We start from the raw sequence: 18337 nt of genomic DNA on the forward strand, positions 1-18337 counted from the left end.
AACTCCCGTGGACGCCTACTCGCTGGCGATCAGGAACTCTTCGGCGGACTTGCCGGCGGCCAGCTGTGCGGCCAGCCAGCGCGGCTTCATGCCGCGGCCGGTCCAGGTTTCCGCCGGGTTTTCCGGGTTGCGGTACTTCGGCGCGACCTTGCCGAGGGTGCGGCCGGCCTTGGCAGGCTTGGCGGCCTTGCCGGTCTTGCGCGTGGCGGCAGGTGCCGCGCCGGCAGCGCCGGTGCCGAACAGCTCCGCGATGGTGTAGCCCTCGGCGGCCGCAGCGGCCTTGATGCGCGCGCGCACCGTGGTGATCGGCTTGCGCTTCTTCAGCGTGGTCTTGCGCGCCTTGGCCTTGTTGATGAGGGTGTCCAGTTCCTTTGCGGAAAGGTTCTGCAGGTCGATTGCCATCGTGTGCTCCGGTTGTAATGCAGCGGAGGGCGGCGCAGCGCCGGCCCGGTTTCAGTTCAGTGCGGGCGCGCGGCCACGCGTGCGAACAGCGCCTCGCGTTCGAGGCTTTCGGCCTCGGCGGCGGTGCGCGCGCGGTATTCGAACGTGCCCGACTCCAGCCCGCGCGCAGAGACCACCACGCGATGCGGGATGCCGAGCAGTTCCATGTCGGCGAACATCGGGCCCGGGCGCAGGCCGCGATCGTCGAGGACCACGTCGACGCCGGCCGCGGCCAGCTCGTCATGCAGCGCCGTCGCCGCCGCCAGCACGGCCGGGTCGTTCTTCGGATTGATCACGCACACCGCGACCGCCCACGGCGCCATCGCTTCCGGCCAGATGATCCCGGCGGCATCGTGGTTCTGTTCGATGGCGGCGGCGACGATGCGCGACACGCCGATGCCGTAGCAGCCCATCATCGGCACCACCGCCTTGCCGGTGTCGTCGAGCACCTTGCAATCCATGGCGCGCGCGTAGGTGTCGCCGAGCTGGAAGATGTGGCCGACCTCGATGCCGCGGACGATGCGCAGCACGCCGCCGTCTTCGGCGCGATCGCCGTCGACCACGCTGCGCACGTCGGCGACCGTCTCCGGCTCCGGCAGGTCGCGGCCCCAGTTGACGCCGGCGAGGTGCTCGCCGGGGCGGTTGGCGCCAACCACGAAGTCGGCCATCGCCGCGACGTCGCGGTCGGCGACCACGCGGACCGGGCGCGCCGGCGCCACCGGCCCGAGGAAGCCGGGCTCGCAGCCGAGGTGTTCGAGGATCTCGGCTTCGGTGGCCAGGCGGTAGGCACCGAGGCCGGGCACCTTGGCCAGCTTGATGTCGTTGGCGTCGTGGTCACCGCGCACCAGCACCAGCACGAACTGCGGCTGGCCTTCGCTGTCCTCGCCCATCACCGCCACCGATTTCACGGTGCGCTGCAGGGCGATGCCCATCAGCGTGGCGACGTCGGCGCAGGTCTTCTGCACGGGCGTTGCGATCGCGTGCATGTCTTCGGACGCGGCCGGTCGCGGCGCCGGATCCGCGGCGCGCGCGGCCTCGACGTTGGCGGCGTAGCCGGCCGCGTCGTTGTGTCCGGTGTCCGACCACGCGATGGCGTCCTCGCCGGAATCGGCGAGCACGTGGAACTCCTGCGAGGCGTCGCCGCCGATCGCGCCCGAGTCCGCCAGCACCGCGCGGAAGCGCAGCCCGAGGCGGCTGAAGATGCGCGTGTAGGCGGCATGCATGCGCGCATACGACTGCGCCATGCCCTCGGCGTCGACGTCGAACGAATAGGCGTCCTTCATCAGGAACTCGCGCGCGCGCATCACGCCGAAACGGGGGCGGATCTCGTCGCGGAACTTGGTCTGCACCTGGTACAAGGTCACCGGCAGCTGCTTGTAGCTGGCCAGCTCCTGGCGTGCGAAGTCGGTGATGACCTCCTCATGCGTGGGGCCGTAGGCGTACTCGGCGTCCTTGCGGTCGCGGATCTTCAGCAGCTGGCCGCCGAACTTCTCCCAGCGCCCGGTCTCTTCCCACAGCTCGCGCGGCTGGATCGAGGGCATCAGCATCTCGAGCGCGCCGGCGGCGTCCATTTCCTCGCGCACCACCGCTTCCACGCGGCGCAGCACGCGCAGGCCGAGTGGCGACCAGGTGTAGATGCCGGCTGCGAGCTTGCGGATCATCCCCGCCTTGAGCATCAGCTTGTGGCTGACCAGCTCGGCTTCGGCCGGGGTTTCCTTTTCGGTGCGGAGATGGAACTGCGACAGGCGCATTGGCGGCTTGTGGTCGTGGCGAGGCCGCTGATTGTGCCATGCAGCACGGGCATGGCCGCATCCGGCGCGCCGCGGCGCGCGGCGTCAGAGACGTCGGCCGTCGACTTCGATGCCGTCGCGCGGCTGGATATCGACTTTCTCGAAGCGCCGGCCGCGCGGCGGTGGCTCCTGCGTCACCTGCACAACACCGGCATCGTCCGTCCAGCGGTAGAGCACCGGGCGTGCGTCTTCGGCATTGGCGGCCGCGGCCTGCTCGGCACGTGCGCGGCGTGCGTCGTGGGCCGCTTCGGGCTCGCGCGAAACCCACCAGGCCACCGCGATCCCGGCGGCGATGCCTGCAACCACGGCCCAGCGGGTGTCCATGCCGGCGTGTCCGTCAGGGCGTGCAGTAGGCCTTGATCGCCGCCTGCGCCAGTTCCATCTGGTTGGCGCGCTGGGTGGGGTCGAGCACCTGGTCGGGCTTGCCGTCACCGTCCGTGTCCTGCTGCACGTCGCCGGCGCTCTGCAGGGCGGCCATGTTGGCGCGCGCGGCGCTGCACTGTGCGTTTTCCGGTGCTGCGACGGCTGCCTGGGCGACCGGGGCGGCGCTGCCGGCCGAGTTGATCAGGCGCTGTTCGTAGCGGCCGTTGGCCGGCGGCGTCTGCGAATAGTGGGTCACGCCATTGGCGTCCTTCCACTGGTAGACCTCGCCGGCAGTCTGCTGCGCGTGGGCGGCGGGAATCGCGGCCAGTGCGATGGCGATGCCGAGAACAATGCGGTTCATGCGGGGTCTCCTGCCTGTCAAGGCGTTGGCCCGCGATTGCAGCACCGGCCGGCGGCGGGCGCAAGCGCGGCGGCGCTGTTCCGTGACCGGCGCGCGCGGCGGTGCCGGTCGCCCCGCGGGTACACTTGCCCCCATGGATGACCAGACGCCCCAGCCGCGCCGCGCGCGCGGCATCTACCTGCTGCCCAACCTGTTCACCACGGGTGGGTTGTTCGGCGGGTTCTTCGCCATCATCGCCGCCTCGCAGGGGCGTATCGAAGCCGCGTGCATCGCGATCTTCGTGGCCGCGATCCTCGATGGCCTCGACGGCCGCGTGGCACGGCTCACCAATACCCAGAGCGATTTCGGCGTGCAGTACGACTCGCTTTCCGACCTGGTGAGCTTCGGCATGGCGCCGGCGCTGGTGATGTACCACTGGTCGCTGGTGGCGATGAAGCTCGACGGCACCACGCTGGGCAAGGTCGGCTGGCTGGCCGCGTTCCTGTATGCCGCCTGCGCGGCGCTGCGCCTGGCGCGGTTCAACAGCCAGGTGGGCAAGGTCGACAGCCGCTGGTTCATCGGCCTGGCCAGCCCGGCCGCGGCCGGGGTGATGGCCAGCTCGGTGTGGACCTTCCACACGCTCGACCTCAGCGGCGAGGCCATGCGCTATGCGGCGCTGGCGATCACCGTGGTCTGCGGCCTGCTGATGGTCAGCCAGTTCCGCTACACCAGCTTCAAGGGCCGCGGCAGCGGACCCGGCTCGGACCGGGTGCCGTTCTTCTCGCTGCTGCTCATCGTCGCAGCGCTGATCGCGCTGTGGATCGACCCGCCCAAGACCCTGCTCGCGGTGCTGGGCGTGTACGCACTGTCCGGCCCGGCGCTGTGGCTGTGGCGCCTGCGCCGCACGCGCACCGGCGGTGGCGTGGCGTGAGCTGGGACCCCTGGCAGCGCGAGGTGCTGGAGGCGCTCGGCCACCAGGTCTATGCGCGCGCGCCGGTGCCGGGTGACGAAGTCCCGGACGATGCACTCGCGCACGCCCTGCTGCGCGCCGCGCGCCGGGCGATCGATGATCCGGGCGCCGCGGCGCTGCTGCGTGCGCTGCCGCCACTGGCATTGCTGCGTGGTGATCCGCGCGCCAAGCGCGCGCTGTGGCCGCGGCTGCGCGCGCTGCGCGGTGGCGCGCCGGGATGAGCGCCGCGGTCGAGCCCGCGCTGCAGCCGACCATGCGGCCGATGCGCGAGGCCGACCTGGACGCGGTGATGGTGGTGGAGCGCCGCGCCTACCCCTATCCGTGGACGGCGGGGATCTTCCGCGACTGCCTGCGCTCGGGCTATCCCGCCTGGGTGCTGGCGCTGGATGGCGTGCTGATCGGCCACGGCGTGCTCAGCATCGCCGCCGACGAGGCGCACGTGCTCAACGTCTGCGTGGACCCCGACCGCCAGGGCCGCGGCTACGGCCGGCACCTGCTGCGTGCGCTGCTGCGCGAGGCGCGCGGCCGCGGCGCCTGCCGCGTGTTCCTGGAAGTGCGTCCGTCCAATCCGAACGCCATCGCCCTCTACGAGGACGAGGGCTTCAACGAGATCGGCCGCCGCCCGCGCTATTACCCCGCCGACCAGGGCCGCGAGGACGCCATCGTGATGGCGATCGAGCTGTTCGACCCGATGGAGTGATTGACGCGCGGCGCTAGAGCCGCGCGCGCTGTGCCGACAGCGTGTCGCGCTGCGCGTTCCAGTCGGCCAGGCGCGTGCGCTCCTGTTCGACCACCGCCGCCGGCGCGTTGCTGACGAAGGTCTCGCTGGCCAGCTTGGCCTGCGACTTCGCCAGCTCGCCCGCCACGCGCTTCAACTCCTTGTCGAGCCGGGTGCGCTCGGCGTCGAGGTCCACCAGGCCTTCCAGCGGCACGTACAGGCACAGCTCGCCGACCATGGCCGCGGCGGACGGTGGCGGCTCGTCGGCGATCGCCTCGATCGCGTCGATCCGGTTGAGGAACCTGAGCTCGGGCGCGAAGCGCAGCGCACGTGCGGCGTCGTCGGCGCTGCCGCCGGCCAGCAGCAGGCGGATCGACTTGGCCGGCGACACGCCGAGCTCGCTGCGGATGCGGCGCAGCGCGGACACCATCGCCTTCAGCCATTCCACGTCGGCCTCGGCACGCGCCACGTCCAGGCCGGCGAAATCGCCCGCCTGCGGATAGCGCTGCAGCATGATGGTGTCGGCGGGGATGCCCAGGCGCGGTGCAACCTGCAGCCACAGCTCCTCGGTGACGAATGGCACCAGCGGGTGCAGCAGGCGCAGCAGGCGCTCGAGCACCAGCAGCAGCGTGCGGCGCGTGCTGTCGGCGGCGGCGCGGCCCTCGACCGTGCCGGTGTCGCCCTGCAGCGCGGGCTTGGCCAGTTCGACGAACCAGTCGCAGAACTCGTTCCACGCGAATTCGTACAGCGCCTGCGCCAGCAGGTCGAAGCGGTAGCTGGCGAAGTGCGTTTCGGCCTGCGCGGTGACGGCGGCGAGGCGGGCAAGGATCCACTTCTCGGGATCGGTGACCGGGGCGAGGGGAAGTTCCGCCATGTCGCCCGCCGCAACGACGCTCGCATCCGCCATGCCTTCGGTGTTCATCAGCACGAAGCGCGTGGCGTTCCACAGCTTGTTGCAGAAATTCTTGTAGCCCTCGGCGCGGGCGAGGTCGAACTTGATGTCGCGGCCGGGGCCGGCGAGCGCGGCCATGGTGAAGCGCAGCGCATCGGCGCCGAACGCGGGAATGCCGTCCGGGAACTCCTTGCGCGTGGCCTTCGCGATCTTCTCCGCCATCTTCGGCTGCATCAGCCCCGCGGTGCGCTTGGCCACCAGCGCATCGATGCTGATGCCGTCGATCAGGTCCAGCGGGTCGAGGATGTTGCCCTTCGACTTGGACATCTTCTGGCCGTCCTTGTCGCGGACCAGGCCGGTGACATAGACGTCGTGGAACGGCACCTGGCCAGTGAGATGGTCGGTCATCATGATCATCCTGGCGACCCAGAAGAAGATGATGTCGAAGCCGGTGACCAGCACGCTGGACGGCATGAACTGCTCGAAACCGCGCTCGCGCATGGCGTCGGCATCGGGCCAGCCCATGGTGCTGAACGGCCACAGCGCCGAGGAGAACCAGGTCTCCAGCACGTCGCTGTCCTGGCTGAGCGTGCCGCTGTAGCCGGCTTCGGTGGCGTGCGCGCGCGCCTCGGCCTCGTCGCGGCCGACGAAGATGCGGCCGTCGTCGGCGTACCACGCCGGAATGCGGTGGCCCCACCACAGCTGGCGGCTGATGCACCAGTCCTGGATGTTCTCCATCCAGTGGCGGTAGGTGTTGATCCAGTTGCCGGGCACGAACTTCACATCGCCCGGCGCGCCGTCCGCGCCTTCGACCAGCGCCAGGCCGCGCTGCGCCAGGCCGTCCATCTTCACGAACCACTGGTCGGTGAGCCACGGCTCGATGACCTGGCCGGTGCGGTCGCCGCGCGGCACCTGCAGCTTGTGCGCGCGGGTTTCGACCATGAGGCCCGCAGCTTCGAGGTCGGCGAGCACGGCCTTGCGCGCGTCGTAGCGGTCCAGGCCGCGGTACGCGGCCGGGATCGCGTCATCGCCGGACACCACCTGCGCGTCGGCGGTGAGGATGTTGCGCAGCGGAAGGCCATGGCGCTGCCCCACCGCGTAGTCGTTGAAGTCGTGCGCCGGCGTCACCTTCACCACGCCGGTGCCGAACGCGCGGTCCACGTACGCGTCGGCGATCACCGGGATCTCGCGCCCGGTGAGCGGCAGGGTCACGCTGCGGCCCACCAGGTGCGCATAGCGCGTGTCGTCGGGGTGCACCATCACCGCGCTGTCGCCGAGCATGGTTTCCGGGCGCGTGGTGGCGACCACCAGGTAGTCGCGGGTCTCGCGCAGGGTCTCGTTGCCGTCGGCATCGTGCTCGACGTGCTCGTAGTGCGCGCCATCCGCGAGCGGATAGGCGATCGACCACAGGAAGCCGTCCTCTTCCTCGCTCACCACTTCCAGGTCGGAGATCGCGGTCTTCAGCACCGGATCCCAGTTGACCAGGCGCTGGCCGCGGTAGATGAGGCCGTCGGCATGCATGCGCACGAAGGCTTCGACCACCGCCGTGGAGGCGATGGGATCCATGGTGAACACGCTGCGCGACCAGTCGCCGGAGGTGCCGACGCGGCGCATCTGCTGCGCGATGGTGTCGCCGGACTGGCCCTTCCACTCCCAGACCTTGTCGATGAAGCGCTCGCGCCCGAGCGAGTCGCGGGTTTCTCCCTGGCCCTCGCGGTCTAGGTTGCGCGCGACCACCATCTCGGTGGCGATGCCGGCATGGTCGGTGCCCATCTGCCACAGCGTGCGGAAGCCGCGCATGCGGTGGTAGCGCACCAGCGCGTCCTGCAGCGTGTGCTGGAACGCATGGCCCATGTGCAGGGTGCCGGTGACGTTCGGCGGCGGCAGCAGGATCGAGTACGCGGGGCCGTCGCCGCAGGGCGCGAACACGCCACTGGCTTCCCACTGCGCGTACAGGCGGGATTCGAAGGACTTGGGGTCGTAGCCGGTGGCGAGGGTCATTCAGGGGCTCGTGGTCGGGGCAGGGCGGGGGCGGACCCCCGCGTCACATGTCGTATTTCTTCAGGTCCAGGCCGCGCGCCTTGTACTGCGTCCAGCGCTCGCGCAGCGGGCCACGCGCGGAGTCGTCGGCGGGTACCACCTCGAGCACGCGCTCGAAGTCGCCTTCCACCGGCGCATCGCGCAGGTTGAGCACCAGCGCGCGCAGCGGCACGTCGCTGCCGGGCGCGGCGATGAGCACGTCGGCTTCATCCTCGCCGCCGTCGTCGTCATCGTCGAACCCGGCGCCGGCGATCTGGTGCGGCACGTAGGCGTCGGGGTCGAACGACCACAGCAGGTCGTCGAGCCGTTCGGCCTGGTCGGCGTCGCGGGCCAGCACCAGCATCGGCTGGCCGGCGGCCTGCGCCTTCTTCGCCAGCTCGCAGACCAGCAGCAGCGGTTCGTCGCGGAACCGCGGTTTGGCGATCAGGTAGAAGTCGGCGCGGGCCACGGGCGGGCTCAGCCCGCCTGGTCCAGCAGCCATTGCGACAGCAGGCCGACCGGGCGGCCGGTGGCCAGCCCGCTCTTGCCGCTGTGGCTGGCGCTGCCGGCGATGTCGAGGTGCGCCCAGCGCTGGCCTTCGGTGAAGCGCGCCAGGAAGCAGCCCGCCGTCACCGCGCCGGCCCAGCGGCCGCCGATGTTGTAGACGTCGGCGAAGGTGGAATCGAGCATGGTCTGGTACTCGTCCCACAGCGGCAGGCGCCAGGCGCGGTCGAACACGTGCTCGCCGGCGGCCAGCAGTTCCTGCGACAGGTCGTCGTGCTTGCTCATCAGCCCCGTGGCGAAGCTGCCCAGGGCGACCATGCAGGCGCCGGTGAGGGTGGCCACGTCGACCAGCGCCTGCGGCTCGAAGCGCTGCGCATAGGTCAGCGCGTCGCACAGGATCAGGCGGCCCTCGGCATCGGTGTTGCCGACCTCGATGGTCTTGCCGGACATGCTGGTGAGGATGTCGGAGGGGCGGTAGGCGTTGCCGTCGATGGCGTTCTCGACCGCCGGCACCACCACCACCAGGTTGATCGGGAGATCCATGCCCGCGGCCGCGACGAACGTGCCCATCACCGAACCGGCGCCGAGCATGTCGTACTTCATCTCCTCGATGCCGCCCTGGGTCTTCAGGTTCACGCCGCCGGTGTCGAAGGTGATGCCCTTGCCGACCAGTACGTAGGGCTTGGCGTCGCCGCCGTTGTTCCACTTCAGGACGATCAGCTTCGGCGCATTGGCCGAGCCGCGGGCGACCGCCAGCAGCGAGCCCATGCCGAGCTTCTCCATGTCCTCGCGCTCGAGGACCTCGCAGCTGGCCTTGTCGAAGCGCGACGCGAAATCGCCGGCCTGCTGCGCCAGGTAGGCCGGGTTGCAGATGTTGGGTGGCAGGTGGCCGAGTTCTCGCGTGAACTCGACGCCGGCGGCGATCGCCTGGCCCTGGGCCAGCGCGGCGGCATCGCTGCCGGTGATCTCCAGGCGCTCGAGGCCCTTCTCGTCGCGCTTCTTGTTCTTTTCGCCCAGCGTGGCGACGTAGCGGTAGCTGGCGTGGCTGGCGGCGATGGCGGCCTGGCGGATCGCCCAGGCGGCGTCGCGGCCGGCAACCTCGAGCTCGGACAGCGTCAGCAGCGCCGAACGCGCCGGACCGGTCTTCAGCGCGCGCGCGGCATCGGCCACGGCCTTCAGGTACTGCGGCACCGCGAACTTGCCCGCCTCGCCCAGGCCGATCACCAGCACCCGCGGCGCGGCCACGCCCGGCAGGTCCAGGAGCAGCGTGCTGCGGCCGGTGGCGCCGTCGAGGTCGCCACGGGCGGCCAGCGCCGACAGGCGGCCACCACTGGCCTCGTCGAGCGCGCGCGCGGACGGCGCAAGGGTCTTGTCGGCAAAGGCGCCAACGACCACGCAGTCGACCTGGGCGGCGGCGGGTGGGGTCTGGTTCAGGGCAAGTTGAAGGCTCATGGGATCCTGTTCTGCGGTTCTCGTGAAGTGTTCCTTACAATCGGCGCTTCTAGAATGCGGCGGATGCGCCGCAGCGCCAGGTCCTGGCGCGGCCGATGCGGTGTATGGACGAACCCCCGATTCTAATGCAAGGCCGCTGCCGGATGCCGAAGCTCGACACCTACCTGTTCCGCGAATTCGCCCAGGCCACCTTCGCGGCGCTGGTCGTGCTGCTGATCGTCAGCCTCGGCGGGGTTTTCGCGGACGTGCTGGGCGACATCGCGCGCGGGCGGGTGCCGGCCGGGCTGATGCTGTCGCAGTTGGGCCTGCAGGTGCTGAATTACCTGCCGCTGATCCTGCCGCTGGGGCTGATGCTGGGTCTGCTGCTGGGCGTCGGGCGGCTGTACCGCGATTCCGAGATGCCGGTGCTGATCGCCACCGGCGTCGGCCCGCGGCGCCTGCTGCGCCCGCTGATGATGCTGGTGCTGCCGGTGGCCAGCTTCATCGGCGCCTGTTCGCTGTGGCTGGGCCCGTGGGCCAACGACTATTCGCAGCGGATGGTGGCGGAGGGCAACCGCAGCCTGCTGCTGGCCGGGCTGGAGGCCGGGCGCTTCGTCGAGCTGCCCGGCGGCGGCGGCGTGGTCTACGTGGGCGCGATGTCCGATGACGGCTCGGCGCTGGCGCGGGTGTTCGTCTACCGCTCGGACGAGGAGCGCATGGACGTCACGACCGCGCGCACCGGGCAACTCTCGGTCGACGGCGCCGAGCGCTACCTGAAGCTGGACCAGGGCTTCCGCGTCGAAGGTCCGCTCGCCGAAGGCCTGGATTTCCGCATGATGCGCTACGCCGGCAACGAGATGCGCCTGCCCGACGCCGAGACCCGGCCGGCCAGCGAAAACCCGGAATACGACTCCACCCTGGCGCTGCTCGGCGACGCCAGGCCCGAGGCGCGCGCGCAGTTGCATGCGCGCATCGCGCCACCGCTGCTGGCGCTGGCATTCGCCTTGCTCGCGGTGCCGCTGGCGCGCAGCCCGCCGCGCCAGGCCCGCTACGGCCGCATCGTGCTCGGCTTCCTGGCGTATGTGATCGGCATCAACCTGATGCTGCTGGGCACCGAATGGATCGCCGACGGCAAGATCCCGGTGGCGCTGGGCCTGTGGTGGCTGGTGCTGCCGCTGCTGGCGCTGGGCACGTGGATGTACTTCCGCGACGGCAGCGTGGCCGCGCCGCGGCGCCGGGCGCGGGCAGCGGAGGCGGCGCGATGATGCCGTTCCCGAAGATCCACGACCTGTATGCCGCGCGCACCGTGGCGGTCACCGTGCTGCTGACCTGGATGGTGCTGGTCGGCCTGGATGCGGTGCTGGCCGGCGTGCAGGAGATCAAGCACATGGGCGATGGCGACTACGGCTTCGTCAGCGTGGTCACCTATGTCGCCTATACCGTGCCGCGACGCGCCTACGTGATGTTCCCGACCGCGGCGGTGATCGGCACGCTGATGGGCCTGGGCCAGCTGGCGGCCACCACCGAACTCACCGCGCTGCGCGCGCTGGGCGTGTCGCGGCGACGCTTGAGCCTCTCGGTCGCGGCGCCGCTGGTCTTGCTGACGGTGGCGATGATGCTCAACGGCGAGACCCTCGCGCCGGGCGCCCAGCGCAGCGCCGACGCCATGAAGTCGGCGGCGCGCTCCAAGGACATGATCGTGGCGCAGTACTCGGGCCTGTGGGCACGCGAGGGCAACACCTTCCTCAACGCCCGCACCGGCCAGGAGCGCAGCGACGGCAAGGATGCGTGGCTGGAACTCAACGGCGTCCGCCTGTTCGAGTTCGACGACGACGGACGACTGGAATCGATCGCCGACGCCGCCGTGGCCGAACATCGCGCCAGTGGCTGGCTGCTGCGCGACGTGCGCCGCGTGTACTTCGAGCCGCGCGAGGTCAGCGCGACGAGCATCGGCGAGGAGCACTGGGAATCGCAGCTCGACGCCGCCGCGCTCGCCGCCAGCGCCGGCAGCGCGTTCCGCCCGCGCTACATGCCCGCCCGCGACCTGGCGGAAGGCATCGAGTACCGCCGGCGCAACCGCCTGGATGCCAGCGAGTTCCAGGAGCACTACTGGGGTCGCTGGTTCTATCCGTTCAACGTGCTGGCGCTGTGCCTGGCGGCGATTCCGTTCGCCTTCGGTTCGCTGCGCAGCGGCGGGCTGGGGAGGCGGCTGTTCATCGGCATCGTGTTCGCGCTCGGGTTCTGGCTGCTCCAGGCCCAGGCGGTGAAGCTGGCGGCGGTGTACCGCTTCGATTACCGGCTCGCGTACGCGGTACCGCCGGCGGTCATGTTGTTCGTGTCCTGGCTGCTTTTCCGACGCCGGAGTGGGTGAAATCCCAGGTTGCGGTGGCGCGTGCCGGCAGGTACACAGTTGATCCATGACTCCGGGTGGCGCGCCGCGCCCGCAGCAGGGGATGCCGAGACACCGGGGCGCAACTACCAGACGGAGAAGCAGAAGATGCAGAGCAGCATGCGTATGGCCGCGGCCGTCGCCATGATCGTGGGCGTCGGCCTGTTGGGCATGGGGGACGCCGAAGCACGTCGTGGCGGCAAGGAGAAGGGCACGCCGGCGTGGATGAACGAAAACGGTGAAGTCATCGACTCGACCAAGGTCGAGGCGGGTTATGGCGAGACCGTCACCGGCCTGGGCGACTGGGAAGGCGAGATCACCGGCAAGCCGGCGGCGGGCAGCAAGTTCACCAAGCTCGAGATCGGCATGCCGATGAAGCAGGTGACCGATCTGGTGGGCGATCCCACCGACCAGGGCGCCTATGTCACTGGCAAGGCGTTCATCCCGTTCTTCTTCGGCGGCGACCGCTACCGCTACGAGATGGCCTACAAGGGCCAGGGCCGGCTGGTGTTCGCCGGCGAGTCGATGGGCACCGGCGGCAACCTGATCTGGATCATCCACAACAAGGACGACTCGGGCTATCGCTGAGCGTCACTGACGTCGTGACCGGAGACCCCGCGAAAGCGGGGTTTTTCTTTGTGGCCGTGCCGGGTACCACCCGGTACGCCCCACTACGCGGTGGCTCAAAGGCACACCCAGCGATCCCGGGCATTGCGCTCCGGCTTGGGCTTTGCTCCTCGGCTTGGTCTTTGCTCTCGGGTGACCCAAAGTCGCCTCCCGGCCACCACAGGGCCCACGGGCTTTTCCACAGTTTGAATCCTCCGAAGGGCCCGTCGACAATACCGGCCCCCGGAACCACGGCAGCCACGCATGACCATCCTCCGCATGACCGACCTCGACCTCGCCGGCAAGCGCGTCCTGGTCCGCCAGGACCTCAACGTGCCCGTGGCCGCCGGCCGCGTCACCTCCGACCAGCGCATCACCGCGTCGTTGCCGACGCTGCGCGCGCTGCTCGACGCCGGCGCCGCGGTGATGGTCATGTCGCACCTCGGGCGCCCCACGGAGGGCAGCTGGAGCGAAGCGGATTCGCTCGCGCCGGTCGCCCTGCGCCTGTCCGAGCTGCTCGGCCGCGACGTGCCGCTGGTGCGCGACTACCTCGATGGCGTCGACGTGGCCCCTGGCCAGCTGGTGCTGCTCGAGAACTGCCGCATGAACGTCGGCGAGAAGGCCGACGACGAAGCGCTCGCGAAGCGGTATGCCGCGCTGTGCGACGTGTTCGTGATGGACGCGTTCGGCACCGCGCACCGCGCGCAGGCGTCCACCCACGGCGTGATCCACCATGCCGCGCAGGCGGTTGGCGGCCCGCTGCTGATGGCCGAACTGGATGCGCTGGCCAAGGCGCTGCACCAGCCGGCGCGTCCGCTGCTGGCAATCGTCGCCGGCTCCAAGGTGTCCACCAAGCTCGAGCTGCTGTCGTCGCTGGTCGGCAAGGTCGACCAGCTGATCGTCGGCGGCGGCATCGCCAACACCTTCATTGCCGCGGAAGGCCACGGTGTCGGTGCATCGCTGCACGAAGTCGACCTGCTCGGCACCGCGCGCGACATCATGGCCAAGGCGCGCGCGCGTGGCGCCGAGATACCGGTGCCGACCGACGTCGTGGTGGCGCCGGCGTTCAAGGCCGATGCGCCGGCGACGGTGAAGCCGGTCGACGCGATCGCCGACGGCGAGATGGTGCTCGACATCGGCCCGGAGACCGCCGCGCGTTACGCGGAGATGATCGCCAAGGCCGGCACGGTGTTGTGGAACGGGCCTGTCGGCGTGTTCGAGTTCGATGCGTTCGGCAAGGGCACCGAGACGCTGGCGCGCGCGATCGCGGCGTCGCCTGCGTTCTCGATCGCCGGCGGCGGCGACACCCTGGCGGCGGTCGACAAGTACGGCATTGCCGGCGACATCTCCTACATCTCCACCGGCGGCGGCGCGTTCCTGGAGTTCCTGGAAGGCAAGGTGCTGCCGGCGGTTGCCGCGCTGGAGCAGCGCGCGGGCTGAGCAGCGTTCGCCGCCCCGTGGCCTTCGTGTAGGCTCCCGGACGGGGTCGGGGGGGCCGGCCGGGGGAGCATGGATGATGCGTTGGCTGATCGTATTGGCGTGCCTGCTGTTGCCTGTTGCCGCGACAGCGCAGGTGACGCACGCGAGGGGCGAGTTCGCGTTCGCGATCGAAGCGGAGCCCGGCTTCGTGCAGCGCGTTGAAGTTCCGCTGGAGTGGGACCCGGCCGCGCCCGGCCACGACGAGCCGCGTTGGCGCTACTGGTGGCATGACGCGCAGACCGACCGCCGTGGCGCTGCCGACCACCAGTACGCGGAGCATGTGTTCGAACCGCGTGCCACCTCGGTGCTGGGGGAGGCGGGGCGGTTCCAGGTGTCGTTCAACCCCGACTACCAGACGCTGGCGTTCCACCGCGTGGAGCTGCGCCGCGACGGCCGCTGGGTCGACCGCCTGGTGCCGGAGCGGATCTCGCTGGCGCGCCGCGAGCGCGGGTTCGAACAGGATCTCGCCGACGGCCTGGTGTCGGCGCTGGTGGTGCTGGACGACGTGCGCGTGGGCGACGTGGTGCGTGTCTCGTATTCGATCAAGGGCAGCAATCCGGTGCTCGCCGGGCAGGTGTCGGACTGGTCGCAGCTCGGCTGGCGCAACCCCGTGCTCGGCAACCGCCTGCGCGTGCTGTACGACCCGGGCACCGAGCCCGCCGTCCACCGCGAACACACCGATGCCGAAGCCGTGGTCACCCGGCGCGATGACGGCGTGGAAGTGGTCGTGGCCAGCGCGGCGATGGCCGCCGTGCTCGACGAAGGCGACTACCCCGCCTGGCACCAGCCGTTTCCGCAGGTGCAGGTGGCACCGGCGCGCAGCTGGGCGGACGTCGTGGCCTGGGCCCTGCCGCTGTATCCGCCGCCGCCGCCGCTGCCGGCGGACCTGGAGGCGCGCCTGCGCGAGTGGGCCAGGATCCGCAGCCCGCTGGAGCGGCTGACCGCGGTGGCGCGGGCGGTCCAGGATGAAGTCCGCTATTTCGGCGTCGAGATGGGCGAGAACACCCACAGGCCGAGCGCGCCCGGGGTCACATGGGAGCGCCGCTTCGGCGACTGCAAGGACAAGTCCTACCTGCTGGTCACGCTGTTGCGCCGACTCGACATCCACGCCGAACCGGCGCTGGCTTCTGTCGGCCGGGGCCGCGCGGTCGCCGGCTTCGTGCCCTCGGCGTCCGACTTCGACCACGTCATCGTGCGCGTCCGCCTCGGTCGCGAGGTGCGCTGGGTGGATCCCACGCAGACCTACCGCGGCGGTGCCGCGGGCGATGCCGACCTGAGCGGCTACGGCATGGTGCTGCCGCTGGTGGCCGGCTCCGCGGCGATGGTCGAGATCGCGGCGCCCGCCGTCGGCCCGGGTGGCGTGCACGTCACCGAACGCTACGCCCCGGCCGCCGATGCCGCCCACGTCACGCTCGAAGTGGCGACCGTCTACAGCGGCGATGCCGCGGATGGCGCGCGCCGCGGGGCCGCCACGGAGCGTCGCGAGGAGCGGGGCCGGCGCTATGCCGACTACTACCGCAAGCGCTTCGGCGAGCTCGACGCGGTGTCGCTGCCGGTGATCCTCGATGACCGCGACCGGAACCGCATCACGGTCACCGAGACCTACCTGCTCAGGGACGCGCTTCAAGCCGAAGGCGCCGCGCGCGCCATGGATACCTATGCGGACTCGCTGGACTCGCCGAGCCGCCTGCCGTCGGTGATGCAGCGCCACGGGCCACTGGCCGCCAGCCAGCGCGGCCGCTATCGCCATGACATCGAATTCCACATGCCGGAAGGCTGGAGCGCGCGCTTCGGCCAGGAGCGGGACGTGCAGGCCGTCGAAGGATTCGCGTACAGCCGCGAGGTCGACGTGCTGGATGGCGTGGCGGCCCTGCGTTACCAGCTCGACGTCGCCGGGCGCGATGTCGAACCCGGCGAGGTGCGCACGCACGTGGGCAGCCTGCGCAAGGTGCGCGACGGACTGTCGGCGCGCCTGCGCTTCCAGCCGCCGGCCGCGCAGGCGTCGGCGGAGCGGCGCCGCAGGCTGGAGGCCCTGTTGAAGGACACCATGAAGAAGGACGGGCAATGAGGTCGGCACCGGTGCGCAGTCTTCGCCGCGGCGCGTGCGCCGCACTCCTGGCGCTGGTCGCCTCGCCGCCGATGGTGGCGGCGGAGTCGCCTTCCGCCGTTGTTGCCCGTGACGTCGAAGCGGCGTGGGTTCGCTTCCTCGCCGAGGGTGACGCTGCGGTCGTGCATCCCGCGTACGGGGTCCTGTCCGCAGTTGCGTACGACGGTCAGCATGTCGATGCGGAGGCATGCGGCCGCGAAGCGCAGGCATTGGACGCCGCGCTCGTGGCGGCGCCGGTCGGCATCGCCTTGCAGCGCGTCGCGCTGCTGTGCGCCGAGGCCGTCGGTGACAGCCAGGCCGCCGATGTGGCCGCCGACGCTCTCTCGGCGCTTGCGCGCCGGGCCTTCGCGAGTGCGGGCGATGCCGACTGGTCGCCACCGATCCGCATCGTGCGCATCGAGGACGCCTACGCGCTGTTCCAGACCGCCGGCATGGACGTGCGCCATGCCTATTTCCAGGACCTCGTCCCCGGCCGCCACTTCCCGCTGCGGGTCGCGGCGTGGGATGCAGCCGCGGGCCGCGAGCGGAATTTCGTCTTCGATTTCATCGACGTCGGCTACCACATCGACCGCGCGGCGGAGCACGCCGGTTTCCCGCTGCTGCGGGTCGAGCTGGCGGAGGCGTGGATCGAGGCACTGGCACCCGCCGAGGTCGCCGCCCGCGACCATCGGGCATTGCTGCTGGCGTCGCAGGCAGCAGGCGTGGCGGAAAAACTTGTGGCGGTGCGTGACGCGGCGGCGGCCGGCGGCATCCAGTCGACCCGCACCTGGATCGTGCTCTGCCTGCAGGCGGACATCCCCGGCTGTGGCGAGGGCCTGGTCGACGCGATCCTCCCGCATGCCGAAGCCACCCGGTCGCTGTCGATGGTGCACCTGGCCGTGGCCTACGCCGAGGGCCTCGGCATGGAGCCCGACCAGGGCGCCGCGGATGCGCTGCTTGCCGCGGCAGATCGTCGTTCGCGCCCAGGTGACGCGCTGGTCGAATACCTCTCGCTGCGTGCGCTCGCACGGGACGGGGACGTCGCGGAGGCGTCGCGCGCACGCCTCCGCGCGCTCGCGGGCGAAGGACAGCCAGCGGCCGTGCTGGCCTTCCTGGCCGACGGGCCCGCGATCGAAACGTGGCCCGCAGGGCTTGCCGAGCGGCTTGCCGCCTCGTCCTTCAAGAGCTCCGGCAGCGCTGCGCGCCTGCTGGCGCAGCATCATCGCCAGGCCAGCAGGGCAAGCGACGCGGACGCGTGGCTCGAGCGGGCTGCGGCGCTCGGGGATGCGCAGGCGCAGTCCGAACTGGGCTTTGCACTGGTTGACGAGGTGCCGCTGGACGACGCGCGGCAGGCGCGCGCCGAGGCCCTGCTGCGCGAAGCGGCGCACGGTGGCGACATCGGCGGCGCGCGCTACAGCGCGATGGTGTCCGCCCGGCAGGGGCGGGTGCGCGAGGCCGAGACCTGGTTGCTGCCGGCCATGCGCCGCGGTTCCGCCCCGGCTGCGCTGGACCTGGCGCGGATGGTGCTGACGCAGCCGGAGCCGGTGACCCGGATCACCATCGCGGCCACCCTCGACATGCTCCGCGAGCTTGCCAGCGAAGCAGGTGGTCTGGCCGAGGCGCGCCAGATGCTCGCGGAGGTGCTCATCGACGGCATCGGCACCGACAAGGCGCCGGCCGAGGCCGAGGCGCTCCTGCTCGTGGACGCCGAGACGGGCGACGTGACGTCGATGGCCTACCTCGGCAGTGGCTACCTGCGCGGCGTGTTCGGTACGCGCGACGTGGCGGCCGGTCGCGCGTGGATGGAGCGCGCGGTCGCCACCGGTGACCCGGACGCGTACGCGGAGTTCGGCAGCGGTCTGTACTACGGCGGCGAAACCGCCGCCGAACGCGCGGAAGGGATCGCGTGGTGGACGAAGGGGCTGGAGGCCGGCAACGACATGGCCGCCAACAACCTGGCCTGGGCGTTCTGCACGTCGCGCCACGCGGACGTGCAGGATGCCCGGCGCGGACTCGAGGTCGCGCGCGCACTGGAGGCGCGGATTGCCGACGCCCGCCCGGGCCTCGTCGATACCTTCGCCGCGTGCCACGCGGCCGCAGGCGACCACGCGCAGGCCGTCGTGCTCCAGCAGCGCGCGATCGACGGGCTGCCCAAGCGCGACGACGGGCAGCCCGATGACCGCAGCGGCTACGGCGACAGGCTGGCGCTGTACCGCGCAGGGCGGGCGTATGTCGAAGTCGAGGATCCCTGACGCCGGGCCGGCTGCCGCGCCGCTCGGCTAGGATGGGCGACGGCACGCGTTCCGTGC

The 18337-nt window shown here is 71.0% G+C and carries 16 protein-coding genes; 9 read left to right on the forward strand and 7 right to left on the reverse strand.

What is annotated here, in order from left to right; all coding sequences use genetic code 11:
• Window positions 1-15: 15 nt before the first annotated feature.
• The 4 genes from JGR64_RS02445 to JGR64_RS02460 form a co-directional block, all read right to left on the reverse strand.
• Complete coding sequence (locus JGR64_RS02445; protein ID WP_199374942.1) at window positions 16-402, reverse strand: H-NS histone family protein; 387 nt, start codon at window positions 400-402, stop codon at window positions 16-18.
• A 56-nt stretch (window positions 403-458) separates the two neighbouring features.
• Window positions 459-2192, reverse strand: a complete 1734-nt coding sequence (locus JGR64_RS02450) for a proline--tRNA ligase (protein ID WP_199374943.1) — start codon at window positions 2190-2192, stop codon at window positions 459-461.
• A gap of 84 nt (window positions 2193-2276) precedes the next feature.
• Window positions 2277-2555, reverse strand: a complete 279-nt coding sequence (locus JGR64_RS02455) for a DUF4124 domain-containing protein (RefSeq protein WP_199374944.1) — start codon at window positions 2553-2555, stop codon at window positions 2277-2279.
• A gap of 13 nt (window positions 2556-2568) precedes the next feature.
• The gene (locus JGR64_RS02460) at window positions 2569-2955 is read right to left on the reverse strand and encodes a DUF4124 domain-containing protein (RefSeq protein ID WP_199374945.1); all 387 of its coding nucleotides are present in this window, start codon (window positions 2953-2955) and stop codon (window positions 2569-2571) included.
• A gap of 133 nt (window positions 2956-3088) precedes the next feature.
• Here JGR64_RS02460 and pssA point away from each other — a divergent pair, with 133 nt between their 5' ends.
• The 3 genes from pssA to rimI are packed head-to-tail and all read left to right on the forward strand — an operon-like array spanning window position 3089 to window position 4604.
• On the forward strand, window positions 3089-3865 hold the full coding sequence (gene pssA / locus JGR64_RS02465; protein WP_199374946.1) for a CDP-diacylglycerol--serine O-phosphatidyltransferase: 777 nt from the start codon (window positions 3089-3091) through the stop codon (window positions 3863-3865).
• Window positions 3862-4125, forward strand: a complete 264-nt coding sequence (locus tag JGR64_RS02470) for a hypothetical protein (RefSeq protein WP_233348374.1) — start codon at window positions 3862-3864, stop codon at window positions 4123-4125. The genes pssA and JGR64_RS02470 overlap by 4 nt, the downstream gene beginning before the upstream one ends.
• Entirely contained in the window at window positions 4122-4604 is a 483-nt protein-coding gene (gene rimI / locus JGR64_RS02475) for a ribosomal protein S18-alanine N-acetyltransferase (protein ID WP_199374947.1), read from the forward strand. Before JGR64_RS02470 ends, rimI begins: the two co-directional genes overlap by 4 nt.
• A gap of 13 nt (window positions 4605-4617) precedes the next feature.
• On the opposite strand, the gene JGR64_RS02480 is transcribed toward rimI, so the two are convergent.
• Genes JGR64_RS02480 through JGR64_RS02490 form a run of 3 tightly spaced genes read right to left on the reverse strand, consistent with a single transcriptional unit; the run spans window position 4618 to window position 9489 of the window.
• On the reverse strand, window positions 4618-7515 hold the full coding sequence (locus JGR64_RS02480; protein ID WP_199374948.1) for a valine--tRNA ligase: 2898 nt from the start codon (window positions 7513-7515) through the stop codon (window positions 4618-4620).
• A 43-nt stretch (window positions 7516-7558) separates the two neighbouring features.
• Window positions 7559-8002, reverse strand: coding sequence for a DNA polymerase III subunit chi (locus tag JGR64_RS02485; protein WP_199374949.1), 444 nt, complete (start codon window positions 8000-8002; stop codon window positions 7559-7561).
• A gap of 8 nt (window positions 8003-8010) precedes the next feature.
• Window positions 8011-9489 (reverse strand): leucyl aminopeptidase, encoded by a 1479-nt coding sequence (locus tag JGR64_RS02490; RefSeq protein ID WP_199374950.1) that lies wholly within the window; start codon window positions 9487-9489, stop codon window positions 8011-8013.
• A 143-nt stretch (window positions 9490-9632) separates the two neighbouring features.
• On the opposite strand from JGR64_RS02490, the gene lptF reads away from it, so the two are divergent.
• The 6 genes from lptF (at window position 9633) to JGR64_RS02520 (ending at window position 18280) form a co-directional block, all read left to right on the forward strand.
• Window positions 9633-10733, forward strand: a complete 1101-nt coding sequence (gene lptF, locus JGR64_RS02495; RefSeq protein WP_199374951.1) for an LPS export ABC transporter permease LptF — start codon at window positions 9633-9635, stop codon at window positions 10731-10733.
• Complete coding sequence (lptG, locus tag JGR64_RS02500) at window positions 10730-11839, forward strand: LPS export ABC transporter permease LptG (RefSeq protein WP_199374952.1); 1110 nt, start codon at window positions 10730-10732, stop codon at window positions 11837-11839. Before lptF ends, lptG begins: the two co-directional genes overlap by 4 nt.
• Window positions 11840-12028: 189 nt before the next feature.
• Window positions 12029-12445: a hypothetical protein gene (locus JGR64_RS02505; protein WP_199375160.1), complete on the forward strand. Its 417-nt coding sequence runs from the start codon at window positions 12029-12031 to the stop codon at window positions 12443-12445.
• Window positions 12446-12727: 282 nt separating this feature from the next.
• Entirely contained in the window at window positions 12728-13903 is a 1176-nt protein-coding gene (locus JGR64_RS02510; protein ID WP_199374953.1) for a phosphoglycerate kinase, read from the forward strand.
• A 76-nt stretch (window positions 13904-13979) separates the two neighbouring features.
• On the forward strand, window positions 13980-16010 hold the full coding sequence (locus JGR64_RS02515; RefSeq protein ID WP_199374954.1) for a DUF3857 domain-containing protein: 2031 nt from the start codon (window positions 13980-13982) through the stop codon (window positions 16008-16010).
• Window positions 16007-18280, forward strand: coding sequence for a sel1 repeat family protein (locus JGR64_RS02520; RefSeq protein WP_199374955.1), 2274 nt, complete (start codon window positions 16007-16009; stop codon window positions 18278-18280). Before JGR64_RS02515 ends, JGR64_RS02520 begins: the two co-directional genes overlap by 4 nt.
• The last annotated feature ends 57 nt before the right edge of the window (window positions 18281-18337 follow it).

The organism is Luteimonas sp. MC1572, assembly GCF_016615815.1.
GTDB lineage: Bacteria > Pseudomonadota > Gammaproteobacteria > Xanthomonadales > Xanthomonadaceae > Luteimonas.